The sequence below is a fragment of the Kitasatospora saccharophila genome (assembly GCF_039529925.1).
Lineage (GTDB): Bacteria > Actinomycetota > Actinomycetes > Streptomycetales > Streptomycetaceae > Kitasatospora > Kitasatospora saccharophila.
Window position 1 is genome coordinate 162,887 of record NZ_BAAANS010000003.1, and the last position, 16,977, is coordinate 179,863.

The 16,977-nt window shown below is 73.2% G+C and carries 15 protein-coding genes; 5 read left to right on the forward strand and 10 right to left on the reverse strand.

What is annotated here, in order from left to right:
- Window positions 1–75 precede the first annotated feature (75 nt).
- Genes ABD345_RS03800 through ABD345_RS03810 form a run of 3 tightly spaced genes read left to right on the forward strand, consistent with a single transcriptional unit; the run spans window position 76 to window position 4,516 of the window.
- On the forward strand, window positions 76–960 hold the full coding sequence (locus ABD345_RS03800; protein ID WP_344550248.1) for a carbohydrate ABC transporter permease: 885 nt from the start codon (window positions 76–78) through the stop codon (window positions 958–960).
- A gap of 6 nt (window positions 961–966) precedes the next feature.
- Window positions 967–1,857 carry a carbohydrate ABC transporter permease gene (locus tag ABD345_RS03805; protein ID WP_344550249.1) on the forward strand — a complete coding sequence of 297 codons (891 nt, stop codon included), beginning with the start codon at window positions 967–969 and terminating at the stop codon, window positions 1,855–1,857.
- Window positions 1,858–1,903: 46 nt separating this feature from the next.
- Entirely contained in the window at window positions 1,904–4,516 is a 2,613-nt protein-coding gene (locus ABD345_RS03810) for a family 78 glycoside hydrolase catalytic domain (RefSeq protein WP_344550250.1), read from the forward strand.
- A gap of 104 nt (window positions 4,517–4,620) precedes the next feature.
- Here the strand turns inward: ABD345_RS03810 and ABD345_RS03815 are convergent, their stop codons facing one another.
- The 9 genes from ABD345_RS03815 to ABD345_RS03855 all read right to left on the reverse strand — a co-directional run bounded on the left by ABD345_RS03815 (window position 4,621) and on the right by ABD345_RS03855 (window position 13,036).
- On the reverse strand, window positions 4,621–5,256 hold the full coding sequence (locus tag ABD345_RS03815) for a CoA transferase subunit B (RefSeq protein ID WP_344550251.1): 636 nt from the start codon (window positions 5,254–5,256) through the stop codon (window positions 4,621–4,623).
- A complete protein-coding gene (locus ABD345_RS03820) occupies window positions 5,256–6,011 on the reverse strand; it encodes a CoA transferase subunit A (protein WP_344550252.1) in 756 nt (251 codons plus the stop codon). The genes ABD345_RS03815 and ABD345_RS03820 overlap by 1 nt, the downstream gene beginning before the upstream one ends.
- A gap of 28 nt (window positions 6,012–6,039) precedes the next feature.
- Window positions 6,040–6,798 carry an SDR family NAD(P)-dependent oxidoreductase gene (locus ABD345_RS03825; RefSeq protein ID WP_344550253.1) on the reverse strand — a complete coding sequence of 253 codons (759 nt, stop codon included), beginning with the start codon at window positions 6,796–6,798 and terminating at the stop codon, window positions 6,040–6,042.
- On the reverse strand, window positions 6,795–7,757 hold the full coding sequence (locus tag ABD345_RS03830) for a fumarylacetoacetate hydrolase family protein (protein ID WP_344550254.1): 963 nt from the start codon (window positions 7,755–7,757) through the stop codon (window positions 6,795–6,797). The genes ABD345_RS03825 and ABD345_RS03830 overlap by 4 nt, the downstream gene beginning before the upstream one ends.
- Before the next feature lie 100 nt (window positions 7,758–7,857).
- A complete protein-coding gene (locus ABD345_RS03835; protein WP_344550255.1) occupies window positions 7,858–8,793 on the reverse strand; it encodes a VOC family protein in 936 nt (311 codons plus the stop codon).
- Between the two features lie 37 nt (window positions 8,794–8,830).
- The gene (locus tag ABD345_RS03840; protein ID WP_344550256.1) at window positions 8,831–9,823 is read right to left on the reverse strand and encodes an amidohydrolase family protein; all 993 of its coding nucleotides are present in this window, start codon (window positions 9,821–9,823) and stop codon (window positions 8,831–8,833) included.
- Window positions 9,820–10,953, reverse strand: coding sequence for an FAD-dependent oxidoreductase (locus ABD345_RS03845; protein ID WP_344550258.1), 1,134 nt, complete (start codon window positions 10,951–10,953; stop codon window positions 9,820–9,822). The genes ABD345_RS03840 and ABD345_RS03845 overlap by 4 nt, the downstream gene beginning before the upstream one ends.
- Window positions 10,954–11,084: 131 nt before the next feature.
- Window positions 11,085–12,056: a cyclase family protein gene (locus ABD345_RS03850; RefSeq protein WP_344550259.1), complete on the reverse strand. Its 972-nt coding sequence runs from the start codon at window positions 12,054–12,056 to the stop codon at window positions 11,085–11,087.
- Complete coding sequence (locus ABD345_RS03855) at window positions 12,053–13,036, reverse strand: fumarylacetoacetate hydrolase family protein (RefSeq protein WP_344550260.1); 984 nt, start codon at window positions 13,034–13,036, stop codon at window positions 12,053–12,055. The genes ABD345_RS03850 and ABD345_RS03855 overlap by 4 nt, the downstream gene beginning before the upstream one ends.
- 109 nt (window positions 13,037–13,145) lie before the next feature.
- Here ABD345_RS03855 and ABD345_RS03860 point away from each other — a divergent pair, with 109 nt between their 5' ends.
- A complete protein-coding gene (locus tag ABD345_RS03860; RefSeq protein WP_344550261.1) occupies window positions 13,146–14,078 on the forward strand; it encodes a LysR family transcriptional regulator in 933 nt (310 codons plus the stop codon).
- 186 nt (window positions 14,079–14,264) lie between these two features.
- Window positions 14,265–15,485 (forward strand): MFS transporter, encoded by a 1,221-nt coding sequence (locus ABD345_RS03865; protein ID WP_344550262.1) that lies wholly within the window; start codon window positions 14,265–14,267, stop codon window positions 15,483–15,485.
- A gap of 269 nt (window positions 15,486–15,754) precedes the next feature.
- Here the strand turns inward: ABD345_RS03865 and ABD345_RS03870 are convergent, their stop codons facing one another.
- Window positions 15,755–16,852 carry a glycoside hydrolase family 19 protein gene (locus tag ABD345_RS03870; protein WP_344550263.1) on the reverse strand — a complete coding sequence of 366 codons (1,098 nt, stop codon included), beginning with the start codon at window positions 16,850–16,852 and terminating at the stop codon, window positions 15,755–15,757.
- Window positions 16,853–16,977: the final 125 nt, after the last annotated feature.

Sequence of the window (16,977 nt, forward strand, 5' to 3'; positions counted from 1 at the left end):
CGCACGCCCCGCCCCCGCGATCCGCCCGGCCCCGGGCCGGAACCGCTTCCTCCACGACAACGAAGGACACGTCCAATGCACCGCGTACTCGGTGACCGCAGGGCAGTCGCGATCCTGTTGGGCCCCGCCCTGCTGGTGTACACCCTCGTCATGCTCGTCCCCATCGGCTGGTCGCTGGGGTACTCCTTCACCAAGGGCAACAGCATCACGGGGTTCAGCTGGGCCGGATTCGCCAACTTCCAGCGCCTCGCCGACGACCCGGCCGTCCACGACGCCCTCTGGTTCACCGTCAAGTACGCGGCCGTCGTCACCGTCGGCCAGGTCGCGGCCGGCTACGCGCTGGCCCTGCTCTACACCTTCTACCTGAAGAAGGCGTCCGCGCTGGTGCGCACCCTGGTGTTCTTCCCCGTGGTGCTGCCGACCGTCGCGGTCGGCCTGCTGTTCCAGAAGCTCTTCCAGGTCGCCCCGCAGACCGGCCCGGTCAACTCCCTGCTGGAGCTGGTCAGCCTGCACTCCGTGGACTGGTTCGGCAGCGCGGGCAGCTCGTTCTGGGTGCTGATCCTGATGGACGTCTGGCGCTCGATGGGCTTCTACGCGGTGCTGCTGTTCGCCGGCCTGGTGGACATCCCCGACGAGGTCCTCGAATCGGCCCGCCTGGACGGCGCCTCCGGCCTGCGGCTGATCCGCCACATCGTGCTGCCGCTGTCCTTCCCGGTCCTGATGTCCTCGGCGATCTTCAGCATCAACGGCACCCTCAAGGTGTTCGACTCGATCGTCGCGCTGACCAACGGCGGCCCCGGCAGCGGTACCACCCCCCTGACCCTCTCCATGTTCCAGACGTCCTTCACCTACGGCGAGTACGGCTACGGCAGCACCATCGCGGTCCTGCTGACGGTGCTGTGCCTGCTGGTGACCCTGGTCGTCTTCCGCGTCTCGCGGCGCGATCTCACGAAGGGCTGAGCCGCCATGTCCGTCGACACGCCGCTGCGCACCGCACCCGCCCACGCCGTCCGCAAGGCCGCCCCGCGCCGCCGCCCGCTGCGCGGCCTGTGGGCCAAGGTCCTGATCGCCCTGCTCGTGGTGGTCGAGGTCTACCCGCTGCTGTGGATGTTCCTCACCTCGGTGAAGTCCAACGACGACTACCTGAACCACTCCACCTGGAGCCTGCCCACCCACTGGCAGTGGGGCAACTACGCCGAGGCGTGGACCACCGGCCACATCGGCCTGTACCTGCGCAACAGCCTGCTGGCCGTCGTCCCCTCGCTGGCGCTGGTCCTGCTGATGGGCGCGGCCGCCGGCTTCGCGCTGCAGATCATGGTGTGGAAGGGCCGGAGCCTGACCCTGCTGGTCTTCCTGGCCGGCGTCATGGTGCCCTCGCAGATGATCCTGCTGCCGCTGTTCACCGTCTACTTCCGCACCGGCCTGTCCGGCACGCTGTGGCCGCTGATCCTCACCTACACCGGCACCGGCCTGCCGCTGACCGTCTTCATGATGGCCACCTACTACAAGAGCGTGCCCCGCGAGCTCTTCGAGGCCGCCACCATCGACGGCGCCGGGATCCTGCGCATGTTCTGGACGATCAGCCTGCCCATGGTGCGCAACGCGATCCTCACCGTCGGCCTGGTGCAGTTCTTCTTCATCTGGAACGACCTGCTGGTCGCCCTCACCTTCACCAACAGCCAGGACCTGCGCACCGTCCAGGTCGGCCTGCTGAACTTCACCGGCGACTTCGGCGCCACCCAGTACGGCCCGCTGTTCGCCGCGATCTGCCTCAACGTGTTCGGCACGCTGGCGATCTACCTCTTCCTCAACCAGAAGGTCATGAAGGGCCTCACCGGAGGCGCGGTCAAGGGCTGACGCCCCCGCCCCCGCCGCCCCGCACCACCACCCACGGAAGGTCCCCATGCTCCTCCCGCCCGCCCCGGTGACGTTCGAACACCTGCCGGACGGCCTCGGCGCCGGCACCGCCGCGCCCCGCCTGTCCTGGACCCTGCCCGCCGGCACCCGCGTCCAGGACGCCTACGAGATCGAGGTCGAACGCGGCGGCCGCCGCACCACCACCGGCCCGCTGCCCGGCGCCGACCAGCGCCTGGTGCCCTGGCCCGCCGCACCGCTCGCCTCCCGCGAGCGCGCCACCGTCCGGGTCCGGGTCTGGGCCGACGGCGCAGGCCCCTCCGCCTGGAGCGCGCCCGCCGCCGTCGAGGCCGGGCTGCTCTCCCCCGCCGACTGGGCCGCCGTCCCGGTCGGCGCCGGCTGGCCCGAGGACCCGGCCGCCGAACGCCGCCCCGCCCGGGTCCGCACCGGCTTCCACCTGGACAAGCCCGTCGAGCGCGCCCGCCTGTACGTCACCGCGCACGGCCTGTACGAGGCCGAGATCAACGGCCGCCGGGTCGGCGACGAGGCGCTCGCCCCCGGCTGGACGGTCTACCCCGAGCGCCTGCGCTACCGCACCCACGACGTCACCGCGCACCTGGTGCCCGGCGACAACGCGATCGGCGCCTGGCTCGGCGACGGCTGGTACCGCGGCAGGTACGGCTTCGACGGCGGCACCCGCAACATCTACGGCACCGACCAGTCGCTGATCGCCCAACTGGAGGTCACCCACCCCGACGGCACCCGCACCACCGTCGCCACCGGCCCCGACTGGACGGCCGCCCCCAGCCCGATCCTGTTCAGCGGCCTGTACGAGGGCGAGACGCACGACTCCCGCCTCGACGACCCGCTGTGGTCCACCCCGCGGGCCGCCGCCGACGGCTGGACGCCGGTCGCCGTCCACGCCCGCGACCCGCGCACCCTGGTCGCCCCGCAGGGGCCGCCGGTGCGCTGCACCACCGAGGTCGCCCCCGTCTCGGTGACCCGCCGCCCCGACGGCCGCCAGCTGCTCGACTTCGGCCAGAACCTGGTCGGCCGGCTGCGGATCACCGTCGACGGCCCGGCCGGCACCGAGGTCGTCCTGCGGCACGCCGAGGTCCTGGACGGCGGCGAACTCGCCGTCCGCCCGCTGCGCGAGGCCCGCTCCGTCGACACCCTCATCCTGGCCGGCGGCCCGCAGACCTGGGAACCGCGCTTCACCCTGCACGGCTTCCGCTACGCCGAGATCACCGGCTGGCCCGGCGACCTCGACCCCGCCGACGTCACCGCCCGCGTCCACCACACCGACCTGCGCCGCACCGGCTGGTTCGAGTGCAGCGACCCGCTGGTCAACCGCCTGCACGAGAACGTCGTGTGGAGCATGCGCGGCAACTTCGTCGACATCCCCACCGACTGCCCCGCCCGCGACGAACGCCTCGGCTGGACCGGCGACCTGCAGGTCTTCGCCCCCACCGCGGCCTTCCTGTACGACTGCGCGGGCATGCTCGACTCCTGGCTCACCGACGTGGGCGTCGAGCAGCTGCCCGACGGCACGATCCCCTGGTACGTGCCGGTCATCCCCGGCGAGCCCGCCTGGACGCCGATCCAGCCGGGCGCCGTCTGGGGCGACGCCGCCACCCTCACCCCCTGGCTGCTGCACCGGCGCTTCGACGACCCCGAACTGCTGCGCCGCCACTACACCACCGGCCGCCGCTGGGTCGACCTGGTCGACCGCCTCGCCGGCCCCACCAGGCTCTGGGACACCGGCTTCCAGCTCGGCGACTGGCTCGACCCGGCCGCCCCGCCCGAGGACCCGGGCGCGGGCCGCACCGACCCGTACCTGATCGCCACCGCCTACTTCGCGCACTCCGCCCGGCACCTGGCGCGCACCGCCCGGGTGATCGGCGAGCACGCCGACGCCCACCGCTACGGCCTGCTGGCCAAGCAGGTCGCCGCCGCGTTCCGGCAGCGCTGGGGAACCCCGGACGGGCTGCTGACCTCCGACAGCCCCACCGCCTACGCCGTCGCCCTGCGCTTCAATCTCATCAGCGAACCCGCCGCCCGCCGCCGGGCCGGCGACCGGCTCGCCGAACTCGTCCGCGCGGGCGGCCACAGGATCGCCACCGGCTTCGTCGGCACCCCGCTGATCTGCGACGCCCTCACCGACGCCGGACACCTGGACGACGCCTACCGGCTGCTGCTGCAGACCGAGTGCCCGTCCTGGCTCTACCCCGTCACCCGGGGCGCCACCACGATCTGGGAGCGCTGGGACAGCCTGCGCCCCGACGGCACCCTCAACCCCGGCGGCATGACCTCCTTCAACCACTACGCGCTCGGCGCGGTCGCCGACTGGCTGCACCGCACCGTCGCCGGTCTGGAGGCGTTCTCCCCCGGCTACCGCACCATCCGCTTCGCCCCCCGCCCCGGCGGCGGCCTCACCTGGGCGAAAGCCCGCCACGAGACCCCCTACGGCACCGCCGCGATCTCCTGGCAGCTCACCGGCGAGGTCCTGACCGCCGAACTGACCGTCCCCCCGGGCTGCCAAGCCGTCCTGGAACTCCCCGACCGCCCGCACCGCCTGCTGGGCCCCGGCACCCACCGCGTCAGCACCGCCGAACCCGGCGTCCCCGCGCCCCACCGGTCCGCCGAACCGGCGACCGCCTGACACCACCGCGCCCGACAACCCGCTACCCGAGAACCTGCTGCCCCGGACGACGCCGCTCGGCGAACGTCCGGGGCAGTCCCGTTCCGTCAGTCCTGTCAGCCCCGTCAGCCCCGGACGAGGACCGGTGCGCCGGTCGCGGCGAGCACCTGTTCCACGCTGGTGCCGGGGGCGGTCTCGACCAGGGCCAGGCCGTCGGGGGTGACGTCGAGGACGGCGAGGTCGGTGACGATCCGGTGGACGCAGGCCCGGCCGGTGAGGGGCAGGGTGCAGGTGTCGACGAGCTTGGGGGTGCCGTCCTTGGCGGTGTGCTCGGTCAGCGCGATGACCCGGCGGGCGCCGTGGACCAGGTCCATCGCGCCGCCCATGCCCTTGACCATCGCGCCGGGGATCATCCAGTTGGCCAGGTCGCCGCGCGCGGAGACCTGCATGGCGCCGAGCACGGCGGTGTCGATGTGGCCGCCGCGGATCATGCCGAAGGAGAGCGCGGAGTCGAAGAACGACGCGCCCGGCAGCACCGTGACGGTCTCCTTGCCGGCGTTGATCAGGTCCGGGTCGACGTCCGGCTCGGCGGGGTAGGGGCCGGTGCCCAGGATGCCGTTCTCGGACTGCAGGACGACGTCGACGCCGGGCGGCAGGTGGTCGGGGATCAGGGTGGGCAGGCCGATGCCGAGGTTGACGTAGCTGCCGGGGGTGAGTTCGCGGGCGGCGCGGGCCGCCATCTGCGGGCGGGTCCAGGGCATCAGGGACGCACCGTCCTCTTCTCGATCGCCTTGTCGGCGGCCTGGGCGGGGGTGAGCGCGACGACGCGCCGGACGAACACGCCGGGCAGGTGGACCTCGTCCGGGTCCAGCTCCCCCGGCCCGACGAGTTCCTCCACCTCGGCGATCGCGATCCGGCCGGCCATCGCGGCCAGCGGGTTGAAGTTGCGGGCGGCCCGGTGGAAGACCAGGTTGCCGTGCCGGTCGCCGCGGGCCGCGCGGATCAGCGCGTAGTCGGTGGTGATGCCGCGCTCCAGGACGAACTCCCGCCCGTCGAAGGCGCGTTGCTCCTTGGGCGGGGAGGCCAGCGCGACCGATCCGTCGCCCGCGTAGCGCCAGGGCAGGCCGCCGTCGGCGACCTGGGTGCCCACGCCCGCGGGGGTGTAGAAGGCGGGGATGCCGCAGCCGCCGGCCCGCAGCCGCTCGGCCAGGGTGCCCTGCGGCACGAGTTCCACCTCCAGTTCGCCGCCCAGGTACTGCCGGGCGAACTCCTTGTTCTCGCCGACGTAGGAGCCGGTGACCCGGGCGATCCGGCCGGCGGACAGCAGCAGGCCCAGGCCCGCGCCGTCGACGCCGCAGTTGTTCGACACCACCCGCAGCCCGCTCGCGCCCTGCTCGTGCAGGGCCCGGATCAGGGTGGAGGGGATGCCGCTGAGGCCGAAGCCGCCGACGGCCAGCGACGCGCCGTCGGGAATGTCGGCGACCGCCGTGGCCGCGCTGGGACTGACCTTGTCCATGCACAACTTCCTTGAACCAGGAGGGATTTCAGGCGCGAAGCGCGTCGGAGATCGACTTGGCGCCGCCGTGCGCGGTGTAGCCGCCGTCGACGGGGATCTCGGCGCCGGTGATGAAGGAGGCGTCGTCGGAGAGCAGGAAGACCACCAGCCCGGTGACCTCGTCGACGGTGCCGGTGCGGCCCAGCGGGGTCTCGCGCAGGTTGGCCGCGCGGAACGCGGCCGGGGCGGTGGCGGTCATCTCGGTCTCGATGAAGCCGGGGTGGACGGTGTTCACCCGGATGCCGCGCGGGCCGAGCTCCACGCAGGCGGCCTTGGCCAGGCCGCGCAGCGCCCACTTGCTGGCGGTGTAGGCGACCGGGTAGTGCCCGGTCAGCGCGGCCGCCGAGCCGACGTTGACGATCGAGGAGCCGGGCGGCATCAGCGGGGCGAGGTGCTGCATGCCGAGCAGCGGGCCGGTCGCGTTGACGGCGTGGACCCGGGCGAAGTCCGCGGCGGTGACCTCGCCGAGCCGGGCCCGCCAGGTGACGCCCGCGTTGTTGACCAGGCCGTGTACCGCGCCGTGCTCGGCGCGCAGCTCGGCGGCGAGCGCGGCCCAGCCGTCCGGGTCGGTGACGTCCAGCGGGCGGCAGCCGGCGGCGGGCCGGGCGTCGGTGGCGACCACGGCGGCGCCCGCCGCGGCCAGGGCGCGGACCTCGGCCGCGCCCTGGCCCTGCGCGGCGCCGGTGACCACGACCACCTTCCCGGCCAGCCGTCCGTCCGGCCGGCCGTCCGGGGTCGCGGCGCTCACGGGCGGGTCCGGGGGCGCGGGCGGGCGGCGGGGACCGGCCGCGGTTCGACGCCGGGGACGACGGTGTTGGCGACGGTGCCGATGCCTTCGACGGTGAGGGTGACGGTGTCGCCGACCTTCAGCGGCGCGGGCTGCTGCGCCCCGTTCAGGCCCCAGAGTTCGGCCAGGCAGCCGCCGTTGCCCATGGTGCCGGAGCCGAGCACGTCGCCGGGGCGGACGGCGGTGCCGCGCGAGGCGTAGGCGACCAGGTCCTCGAAGGTCCAGCCCATGTTGGAGAGCAGGTCGCTGCCCACCACCGTGCCGTTGACGCTCGCGGTCAGCGCGAGGCGCAGGAAGCCGTCCTCGTCCCGGTGCGGTTCGAGTTCGTCGGCGGTGACCAGCCAGGGGCCGAGGGTGGTGGCGGTGTCCTTGCCCTTGCAGGGGCCGAGGCCGACCTGCATCTCGGCGGACTGCAGGTCGCGGGCCGACCAGTCGTTGAAGATCGTGTAGCCGACGATGTGGTCGCGGGCCCGCTCCGGCGTCAGGTCGCTGCCCTCGCGGCCGATGACGGCGGCGACCTCCAGTTCGAAGTCGAGGGCCTGCGAGCCGGGCGGCACGGGCACGCCGTCGTGGGCGCCGATCACCGCGTAGGGGTTGCCGAAGTAGAACGTCGGTGCGGCGTACCACTGTTCGGGGACGCCCGCGATGCCGTTGACGCTCTTGCGGACGCCTTCGACGTGCTCCTCGAAGGCGACGAAGTCGCGGACGGTGGGCGGCTGGATCGGCGGCAGCAGCCGGACCTCGCCGACGGCGGGCCCGGGCGGCCCGGCCAGCGCGGCCCGCCCGGCGGCGTGCAGGGCCTCGGTGCCGGAGCGGATCAGGTCGAGCAGGTCGGTGCCGGCGGGCAGCGGGTGCAGGCGGTCCTCGGCGAGCGCGCCGCAGTGGCGGCGGCCCTCGTGCTCGTAGGTGGCGAAACGCATGGGGGATTCCCTGGGGCTGGGGCCCGGGGCGCGGCGCGGTGTCAGGGCTGGACGGGTGCCGTGCCGCGCCCCCGGGGCTTGGTGGGGTGGTCTCAGCGGGTCACACGGGCGGGGCGACGAAGACGCCGCGGTCGACGTCGTTGAAGGACTCCTTGGCGACGATCTCGCTCATCGGGTTGGCGGTGCCCCACTGGTCGGTGACCTCGGGCTGCGAGAAGTCGTAGACGTGCGGGTGCCAGGTGTCCTCGTCGAGGTTCTCCAGCTCGGTGGTGTACTCGACCGTGTTGCCGTGCGGGTCGAGGAAGTACGAGAAGGTGTTGTTGCCCGCCAGGTGCCGGCCGGGGCCCCAGATCTTGCGGACGCCCGCCCGCAGTACCCGCCCGGTGCCGTACATGTACTCGTCCAGGCCGCGCAGTTCGAACGAGACGTGGTGCAGCGAGGTGTGCGGGCCCTTGGCGAGGGCCATCGAGTGGTGCTGGTTGCTGATCCGCATGAAGTGCATGACCTCGCCCATGTGCGGGGAGGAGAGCGTGTCGGAGAGCCGGAAGCCGAGGTGCTGCTCGTACCAGAGCCGGGTGCGGTCCAGGTCGGGCGAGTTGAGGACGACGTGGGAGAGCCGGACGGGGATCGACTCCTGGGTCTCGATCCGGCGGTGCTGCCGGGCGGCGACGTCGGCGGAGACCTCGATCGTGCGGCCGTCGCAGTCGAAGAAGCGGAAGCCGTAGCCGCCGCCGGGGGTGTCGACGGCGCCCGGGCGGGTGATCAACTGGACTCCCTCAGCGAGGAGTTGCTCGGCGAGGGTGTCGACGTCGGCGGGGTTCGCGGCGCCGTAGGAGACCAGGTCGAGGCGCTTCTCCTCCGCTCGGCGCAGGCGCACCACGTACTGCTCGGGGGAGCCCTCGGCGGCCAGGAAGGAGATCCCGTGGTCGGAGGCGGTCTCGGTCAGGCCCCAGACGCCGGAGTAGAAGTCGAGCTGCTTCTCGAAGTCGGGCACGGCGAGGTCGACGTGCCGCAGGTGGGTGAGCAGGCGGTTCATGGGTGGTCCTCCTCGGTGGGAAACGTCGTCGGGGGGGTCAGAGGCCCAGCAGGGCGGCGGCGTTGGCGCCGCGGACGGCGGCGTGGTCGGCGGGCGGCAGACCGGCCTCGGCGAGGGCGGCGAGCGGGTCCTCGGTACCCATGTCGAACGGGAAGTCGGAGCCGAGCAGCACCCTGTCAGCGCCCGCCGCGCGGATCAACTCCCGCAGGACGTAGGGGTCGTGGACCAGCGAGTCGAAGTACAGCCGGCGCAGGTAGGAGCTGGGTTCGCGCGCGCAGCCGCGGGCGTCGGGGCGGGCCCGCCAGGCGTGGTCGGAGCGGCCGATGTGGGTGGGGAGGTAGCCGCCGCCGTGCGCGGCGATCAGTTTCAGGCCGGGGTGGCGGTCGAGGACGCCGGAGAAGACGAGGTGGGAGAGGGCGACGGCGTTCTCGGTGGGCTGGCCGACGGTGTTGGACAGGTACCAGCGGTCGAGGCGCTCGTCGAGGGTGCAGCCGAAGGGGTGCAGGAACAGCACCGCGCCGGTCTCGGCGGCCCGGGCCCACAGCGGCTCCAGCCCGGGGTCGGAGAGTTCCACCCCGGGTGCGTGGCTGGAGAGTTCGACGCCGAGCAGGCCGAGGGACAGCGCGTGGTCGAGGGCTTCGACGGCGAGGTGCGGGTGCTGGAGCGGGACGAGTCCGAGGCCGCGCAGCCGGTCGGGGGCGGCGGCGCAGTGCGCGGCGGTGGCGGTGTTCGCCGCCTCCCAGACCTTGCGCGCCGTCTCCTCGGCGGCCCAGTAGTGGTAGTGCGAGGGCGACGGGGAGACCAGTTGCACGTCGACGCCCTGGGCGTCCATGGCGGCGAGCCGGGCGGCCGGGTCGGTGAGCAGCGGGATCCGGGCGGCGACCATCGGGCCGCTGACGGAGAGGGCCCGGGGGCCGTTGCGGCGGGCGTCCAGCGCCTTGGCGTGGGCGAGGCCGGGCTCTGCGGCGACGAGCGCCTCGACCTCGGGCAGCAGCAGGTGGGCGTGGACGTCGACGGTCGGGTGGGTCACGGGAGTTCCTTCAGGACGGCGCTGGTGCGGGCCATCAGGCCGGGGACGTCGGCGTCGCGGACGCCGTCCATCAGCCACTGGCCCAGCTGGCAGGAGTTCTCCACCACCATCCGGACCCGCGGCAGTCGGCGGGCCCGGTAGTCGGCGAGCAGCTGTTCGTCGAACTCGTCGGCGGAGGTGAGGAGTTCGGCCAGGACGAGGGCGTCCTCCAGGGACATCGCGGCGCCCTGGGCGAGGGTGGGCGGGCAGGCGTGCGCGGCGTCGCCGACCAGCACGACCCGGCCGCGGTGCCAGGGGCCCTCGACCAGGTGCCGGTCGAACCAGGTGTAGTTGACCTGCGCCGGGTCGGTGAGGGAGGCGGCGATCTGCTCCCAGTGGCCGCCGTACCCGGCCGCCAGCCGGCGCATCTCCTCGGCGTAGCCGGCGGGGTCGATGGTGGCGCGGTCGCGCTTGGGTTCGACCAGGTAGGCGTAGACGGTGTCGGGGCCGGTCGGGCAGTACCCGGCGATGTACGCGGCGCCGCCGTAGGTCAGGTCGGTGCGCTCGACGCCGGCCGGGCGCGGGGCGGGGGTGCGCCAGATCGCCATGCCGGTGGGTTCGGGGCGCTCCTCGATGCCGATCATGGCGCGGGTCGCGGAGGAGATGCCGTCCGCGCCGACCACCAGGTCGTAGCGGCCCGAAGTGCCGTCGGAGAACTCGGCGTCCACGCCGTCCGCGTCGCCGCGCAGCGCGGTGACGGTGGTGCCGAGCCGGACGTTCGCGCCGGACGCCCGCACGGCGTCGATCAGGATCTCCTGCAGCCGGGGGCGCTGCATGCCGACGGTGGCGGGCAGGTCCTCGCCGCCGGTGCGCACGTCGCGGGCGACGTGCAGCACGGTGCCGTCGGGGGCGGTGAGGCCGACGGAGTCGAACGCGAAGCCCGACTCCCGGACCCGCTCCCAGACGCCGATCTCGCGCAGGGCGCGAAGTGCGTTGCCCTGCAAGGTGATTCCGGAGCCGGAGACGTTCCAGTCGGGCTTGGCCTCGACCAGGTCGACGTCGATCCCGGCCCGGCGCAGCAGGACGGCGAGGCCGTTGCCTGCGGTGCCGCCGCCGATCACCAGAACGGATCGGACACTGGTTGATGTCATGGGGGGTGCTCCCTGGCGGGTGGGCCGCGCCTCGTCACGCGGCGGGCGGGAGGGAAAGGGGAAGGAGAACCGGCCGGCCGAGGGCTGTCCGGGCGTGTCGACCGACCGGCGGTCCGGGACGGTCGCGCGGACTACTTGACGGCGACCGGGTTGACCGGGGAGCCGACCGCGCCGGTGATCGGCAGCGGGGCGGCGGTCAGCCAGAACTCGTAGCTGCCGTCGGCGGCGCAGTGTTCGGCGAGGGCGTCCGGGTCCCACATCTCGCCGATCAGCAGGCCGATGTTGGGGATGGCGACCTGGTGCAGCGGCTGGAAGGCGTGGTCGAACTCGTTGGGGCGGACCTCGAAGCCCCAGGTGTCGGTGGCGATCGCGGCGATCTCGGTGCGGTGCAGCCAGCCGGCGGTGGTGAAGGACAGGCCGGGTGCCGGTCCGCCCGCGTACTCGCCCCAGCCGTCGCGCCGCACCCGGCTGAACTGTCCGGTGCGGACGATCACGATGTCGCCGCGGCCGACGGCCGAACTCGGGCCCTGGGCCTCGATGGTGGCGCGCAGGTGCTCCTCGGTGATCGCGAAGCCGTCGGGCAGTTCGCCGTCGGTGCCGATCGCGCGTCCGACGTCGAGCAGGACGCCGCGGCCGGCGATCTGGTGGGCCATGTGCTCGATGCCGGTGACCCGGTCGCCGTCGGAGGTGACGGTGGTGGCGGCGTCGCGGCCGTTCCACGCCCGGCCGTGGTCGAAGATGTGGCCGAGGCCGTCCCACTGGGTGGAGCACTGCAGCGGCATGGCGATCACGTCGTCCGCGCCGCCGATGCCGTGCGGGAAGCCCTGCAGGCCGGCGGCGGCGTCGGTGCCGGTGTCGAGCATGGTGTGCACGGGGTTGGTGCGGCGGCGCCAGCCCTTCTGCGGGCCGTCCATGTCGAAGCGCTGGGAGAGCGAGAAGCTGACGCCCTGCCGGATCAGCCCGGCCGCTTGCCGCCGCTTGGCCTCGTCCAGGAAGTTGAGGGTGCCGAGGCGGTCGTCGGCGCCCCAGCGGCCCCAGTTGGAGTACGCCTTCGCGGCGGCGGCTATCGCGCCCTCGGGGTCGGTGCGGTCGGGGGCGTTCACGCCGGCTCCTTCACGCAGCGGGTGCGCTGGGCGCCGAGGCCGGTGATGGCGCCGTCCATGACGTCGCCGTCGGCCAGGAAGCGGCCCCAGTGCATGCCGTTGCCGGCCGGGCTGCCGGTGAGGATCACGTCTCCGGGCAGCAGCCGGGTGGTCTGCGAGGCGTAGGAGACCATCCGCGCCACGTCGAACAGCATGTCGGCGGTCGACTCGTCCTGCATGGTCTCGCCGTTCAGCTCCAGCGTGACCCGCAGGTCGGACGGGTCCCCGACGAAGGCGGCGGGCACCAGGTAGGGGCCGAGCGGGGTGAAGCCGGGGGCGTTCTTGCAGCGCAGCCAGTCGGTGCCGATCTCCGGCATGTCGCGGCGGAAGACCAGCTCCCGGGCCGTCAGGTCGTTGGCGATGGTGTACGCCGCGACGTGGGCGAGCGCCTCCTGCGGGGTGACCCGGTAGGCGGGGGCGCCGATGACGGCGGCGAGCTCCAACTCCCAGTCCGGCTTGGTGCACCAGTGCGGGAGGACGACGTCGTCGTACGGGCCGGTGATCGAGGACGGCAGGCCGATGAACACGTACGGCTGGTCCTCGGCGGCGCGCCGGTCCATCATCGCGCCGATCTCGGCGCGGGCCTGCTCGACCGGGCGGGTGTCCCCGGCGGGGCGGTGCGCGATCGCCAGGTCGATCACGTGCTGCCGGTAGTTGGCGCCGGACTGCAGCAGCTGCCGGGGCTCGACCGGGGCCAGGGTGCGCAGGCCGTCGACGGGCCGCCAGGCGGCGTCCGCGCGGGCCGCGAGGTCGTGCAGGACGGGCAGTGCCTCGTCCCAGCGCTCCAGCAGGTCGCGGGTGGTGGCGGGACTGCCGAGCGCGGGGCGGCCGCGGAGGTCCAGGACCCGGCCCTCGGCCACCAGGCCGGGGAAGGGCGCGCCGTCGCCGTCGGCGAAGGTGCCGAGCGCGAAGGGGCCGCAGAGTTGCGCGTGTGTTGCCACGAGGTTTCCTCTCGATGCGTTGCGACTAATGTGGCCCCGGCACGGCAATCATGGAAATCAATTCTATTGATACCCATCATCCACGACACGGATAAGCGAGCCGACCTCGATGAACCTCGCGACCCTCGACCTCAACCTGCTCCCCGCGCTGCGCGCCCTGCTGGAGGAGCGCAACGTCACCCGGGCCGGCCGGCGGCTCGGACTCAGCCAGCCCGCCATGAGCGCCGCCCTGGCCCGGCTGCGCAAGCACTTCGACGACCCGCTGCTCACCCGGTCCGGCAACAGCTACGCCCTCACCCCGCTCGGCACCGCGCTGCTCACCATGACCGGCCCCGCCTGCGACCTGCTGGAACGGGTCTTCACCTGCCAGTCGTCCTTCGAACCCGCCACCGCCGAACGCGAGTTCACCCTGCTCTCCTCCGACTACGGCGCCGCCGTCTTCGGCGCCCGCCTCGCCCGCGTCCTGCACGCCGAGGCCCCCGGCATCCGGCTGCGCTTCCAGCAGGTCGGCCCCACCCTGGTCGACTCGATCACCGACTTCCTCGGCGCCGCCGACGGACTGCTGCTGCCGCACGGCGTGATCACCGGCTACCCGTCCCTCGACCTGTACACCGACCGCTGGGTCTGCCTGGTCGCCGACGACCACCCCGAGGTCGCCGACGCCCTGACCCTGGACGACCTGGCCCGCCTGCCCTGGGCCGTCTACCAGCGCACCCACGACGCCCCCGCCACCCGGCAACTCGCCCTGCTCGGCATCGAACCGCGGGTCGAGGTCTCGGTGGGGACCTTCCAGCTGCTGCCCGCCATGGTCGCCGGCACCCGCCGGATCGCCCTGATCCAGGAACGCCTCGCCCACCTCCTCGGCCCGCAGGACGGCGTGCGCACCCTGCCCTGCCCGTTCGACCCCGTCCCGCTCACCGAGGCCCTGTGGTGGCACCCCATCCACACCCCGGACGCCGCCCACCAGTGGCTGCGCGAGACCGCCGCCCGGGTCAGCGCCGAACTCCGGGAGCGGACGCCCGGCCATCCGTCCGACGGATGACGGGTATTCACACAATCGATCAGCAGGGGCATTCCCCCGGAGCCCTCCGTCCGTCCAGGATGACTGCCACCCCGGCCCGTCACCACGGCGCTCCCCGCCGGCACCGCCACCGCCGTCCCGGCCGGGCGGACCGACACGCGCCCGTCCCACCCGGCCGCGGTCCCGCCCCCCACGAACGGAGCCGCCATGCCCGCCCCCCTCCACCCGGACGCCCCCGCACCGGGCCCGGTCCTCGCCCGGCCGCGACTGACCCTGACCCTGCTGCTGGCGGGCAGCTGCCTGCCCATCCTCGGCGCCGTCCTGATCGCCCCCGTCCTGCCCAAGCTCCAGGACCACTTCGCCACGGTCTCCGGCGTCGACGCCCTCGCCCCGATGGCCCTGACCATCCCCGCACTCTCCCTCGCGATCATGGCCCCCTTCGCCGGCGCCATCATCGACCGCCTCGGCCGCCACCGCCTGCTCGTGATCGCCACCCTCCTCTACGCCATCGTCGGCACCGCCCCCCTCTGGCTCGACTCACTACCCGCGATCATCGCCAGCCGCGCCCTGGTCGGCGTCGCCGAATCCGCCATCATGACCTGCTGCACCACCCTGATCGGCGACTACTGGAACGGCAAGCAACGCGAGAAGTACCTCGCCCTCCAAGCCATCTGCTCCGCCGTCTCCGCCACCGCCTTCTTCGCCCTCGGCGGCGCCGCCGGCTCCGCCGGCTGGCGCGCCCCCTTCTGGGCCTACGCCATCGGCCTGCTCCTCGCCCCCCTGCTCGCCACCATGCTCCGCCCCACCGGCCGCCGCACCGACCACGCCCCGACCCCGGCCCTGGACCCCTTCGGGCCGCTGCTGCGCCGCCTGCTGGCCCCCTGCGCCCTGACCTTCTTCGGCGCGATCGTCTTCTACACCATCCCCGTCGAAACCTCCTTCCTCCTCAAGGACCTCGGCACCGAAGCCCCCGCCACCATCGGCCTGTGCACCGCCATCGCCAGCGCCGCCACCGTCGCCGGCGCCGCCACCTTCACCCGCCTCACCGACCACGCCGACCGCCTGCTCCCCTGGACCCTCACCCTCTGCGCCGCCGGCTTCGCCATCATCGCCCTCGCCGACACCATCCCCCTCCTCGTCCTCGGAGCCGTCGTCAACTGCCTCGGCACCGGCATGCTGCTGCCCACCCTGATCAACCGCACCGTCGCGCTGCTCACCCCCGCCAACCGCGGCCGCGGCACCGGCCTGTGGAACACCGCCTTCTTCCTCGGCGAATTCGTCTGCCCGCTGATCCTGCTCGCCGCCGCCAAGCCCACCGGCACCCTGGCCCACGCCGTCGGCGCCCTCGCCGTCACCACCCTGGTGGTCGCCGCCGGCCTGGCCGCCACCCGCACCCGCCGCACCGCCCCGGAGAGCGTGCCCGCGTAGGGCACAACACCCTGCGGCAATTCGTAGGATCTGCACACGTACTGAGTTTTTTGCGGACGCCCGCCCCGGACGGACATTCGGGCGGCCGACTCTGCGGGGTGACCCCCCGATATCCCGCGGAGTCGGCCGGGCCACCGGCCGGGCCGCGCCTCACCTGCGCGAACGGCCCGCCCCCTGACGGCGGCGCACCCCGCCCGCCACTTGGGGAGAGGCGAGCGGGGTGCGTGTTCCGGGGGGCGGGCCCACCGGGCCCGCCCTGTCTCAGGGTCTCAGCAGCTCAGGTTCGAGCCGGTGGGGACGCCGAGGATCGAGGTGAAGCTGGTGTAGGCGTTGATCCGGCTCTGCACCTGGGCGGGGTTGCCGCCGTTGCACTCGATGGAGCCGTTGATGGAGCGGATGGTCTCGCCGAAGCCGTTGCCGTTGACCATGGCGTTGTGCGCGGTCATGGTGCCCGGGCCGTTCTGGGTCATCCAGTACCAGATGCCGGTCTTCCAGGCGACGGCCGCGTCGGTCTGCACCAGGTTCGGGTTGTTCAGCAGGTCGATGCCGAGCGCGTCGCCGGCGGCCTTGTAGTTGAAGTTCCAGCTGAGCTGGATCGGGCCGCGGCCGTAGTACGCGGACTGCCCGGCCGGGCAGCCGTAGGACTGCGAGGTGTCGCAGTAGTGCGGGTAGTTGGCGGTGTTCTGCTCGACGATGTAGACCAGGCCGCCGGTCTCGTGGTTGATGTTGGCCAGGAACGCCGCGGCCTCCTGCTTCTTCACGGTGTCCGAGCCGGTGTTGGCGAACGCCGGGTAGGCGTTCAGCGCCGCGACCAGGCCGGAGTAGGTGTAGAAGGAGTTCCGGTTCGGGAACATCTGGTTGAACTGGGCCTCGGAGACCACGAAGCCGCCCGGGTTGGGGGTGGTGGTGGTCGGGCTCGGGCTGGTGCCGCCACCGGTGCAGGCGTAGGGGCTCCAGAACCAGGTGGAGATGGTCGGGTCGTAGCCCGGGTTGTCGTGGGTGGCGATGTAGTACTGGCCGTTGGGCGCGTACTTGACGATCGAGCCGGTGGCGTACTGGGTGCCGGCCACCCAGGTGGGGTGGTTGCAGGCGCCCTGGGTGGGGGTGGTGCCGCCACCGCCGCCACAGGCACCCTGGTCGGCCCAGACGCCGGAGCCGCCGGTGCTCGGCGTCTCGCCCTGGGTCCACCACTTGGCGTTCCAGTTGTGCCCGTTGTACGAGGCGGACATGCCGCCGGTGTACACCTGCGACGCCGCGTACGGGGCCGCACAGGCGGCCGCCGCGGTCGACGTGGTGGGCACCATGACGGCCAGGCCGGTCGCGGCCAGCGCGCCGGTCAGCAGGGCGGCGATCTTTTGCTTGTTCACGTGCCACTCCTCGTGGGGGAAGGACGGGGCTGGGCAGGGAACCCGCGGTGACTCAACTCCAAATGGTCCAGACCTGTCAATAGGTCAGGAAAGCACTGGTGAAATCGGACTGACGAAATGTCAGG

Coding starts and splice junctions, on each gene's coding strand:
- ABD345_RS03815 (WP_344550251.1), bottom strand. CDS start 5,256: ATGCCCTGGACCCGCCCGCAGATGGCGGCCCGCGCCGCCCGCGAACTC.
- ABD345_RS03860 (WP_344550261.1), top strand. CDS start 13,146: ATGAACCTCGCGACCCTCGACCTCAACCTGCTCCCCGCGCTGCGCGCC.
- ABD345_RS03810 (WP_344550250.1), top strand. CDS start 1,904: ATGCTCCTCCCGCCCGCCCCGGTGACGTTCGAACACCTGCCGGACGGC.
- ABD345_RS03845 (WP_344550258.1), bottom strand. CDS start 10,953: ATGACATCAACCAGTGTCCGATCCGTTCTGGTGATCGGCGGCGGCACC.
- ABD345_RS03805 (WP_344550249.1), top strand. CDS start 967: ATGTCCGTCGACACGCCGCTGCGCACCGCACCCGCCCACGCCGTCCGC.
- ABD345_RS03800 (WP_344550248.1), top strand. CDS start 76: ATGCACCGCGTACTCGGTGACCGCAGGGCAGTCGCGATCCTGTTGGGC.
- ABD345_RS03820 (WP_344550252.1), bottom strand. CDS start 6,011: ATGGACAAGGTCAGTCCCAGCGCGGCCACGGCGGTCGCCGACATTCCC.
- ABD345_RS03830 (WP_344550254.1), bottom strand. CDS start 7,757: ATGCGTTTCGCCACCTACGAGCACGAGGGCCGCCGCCACTGCGGCGCG.
- ABD345_RS03835 (WP_344550255.1), bottom strand. CDS start 8,793: ATGAACCGCCTGCTCACCCACCTGCGGCACGTCGACCTCGCCGTGCCC.
- ABD345_RS03865 (WP_344550262.1), top strand. CDS start 14,265: ATGCCCGCCCCCCTCCACCCGGACGCCCCCGCACCGGGCCCGGTCCTC.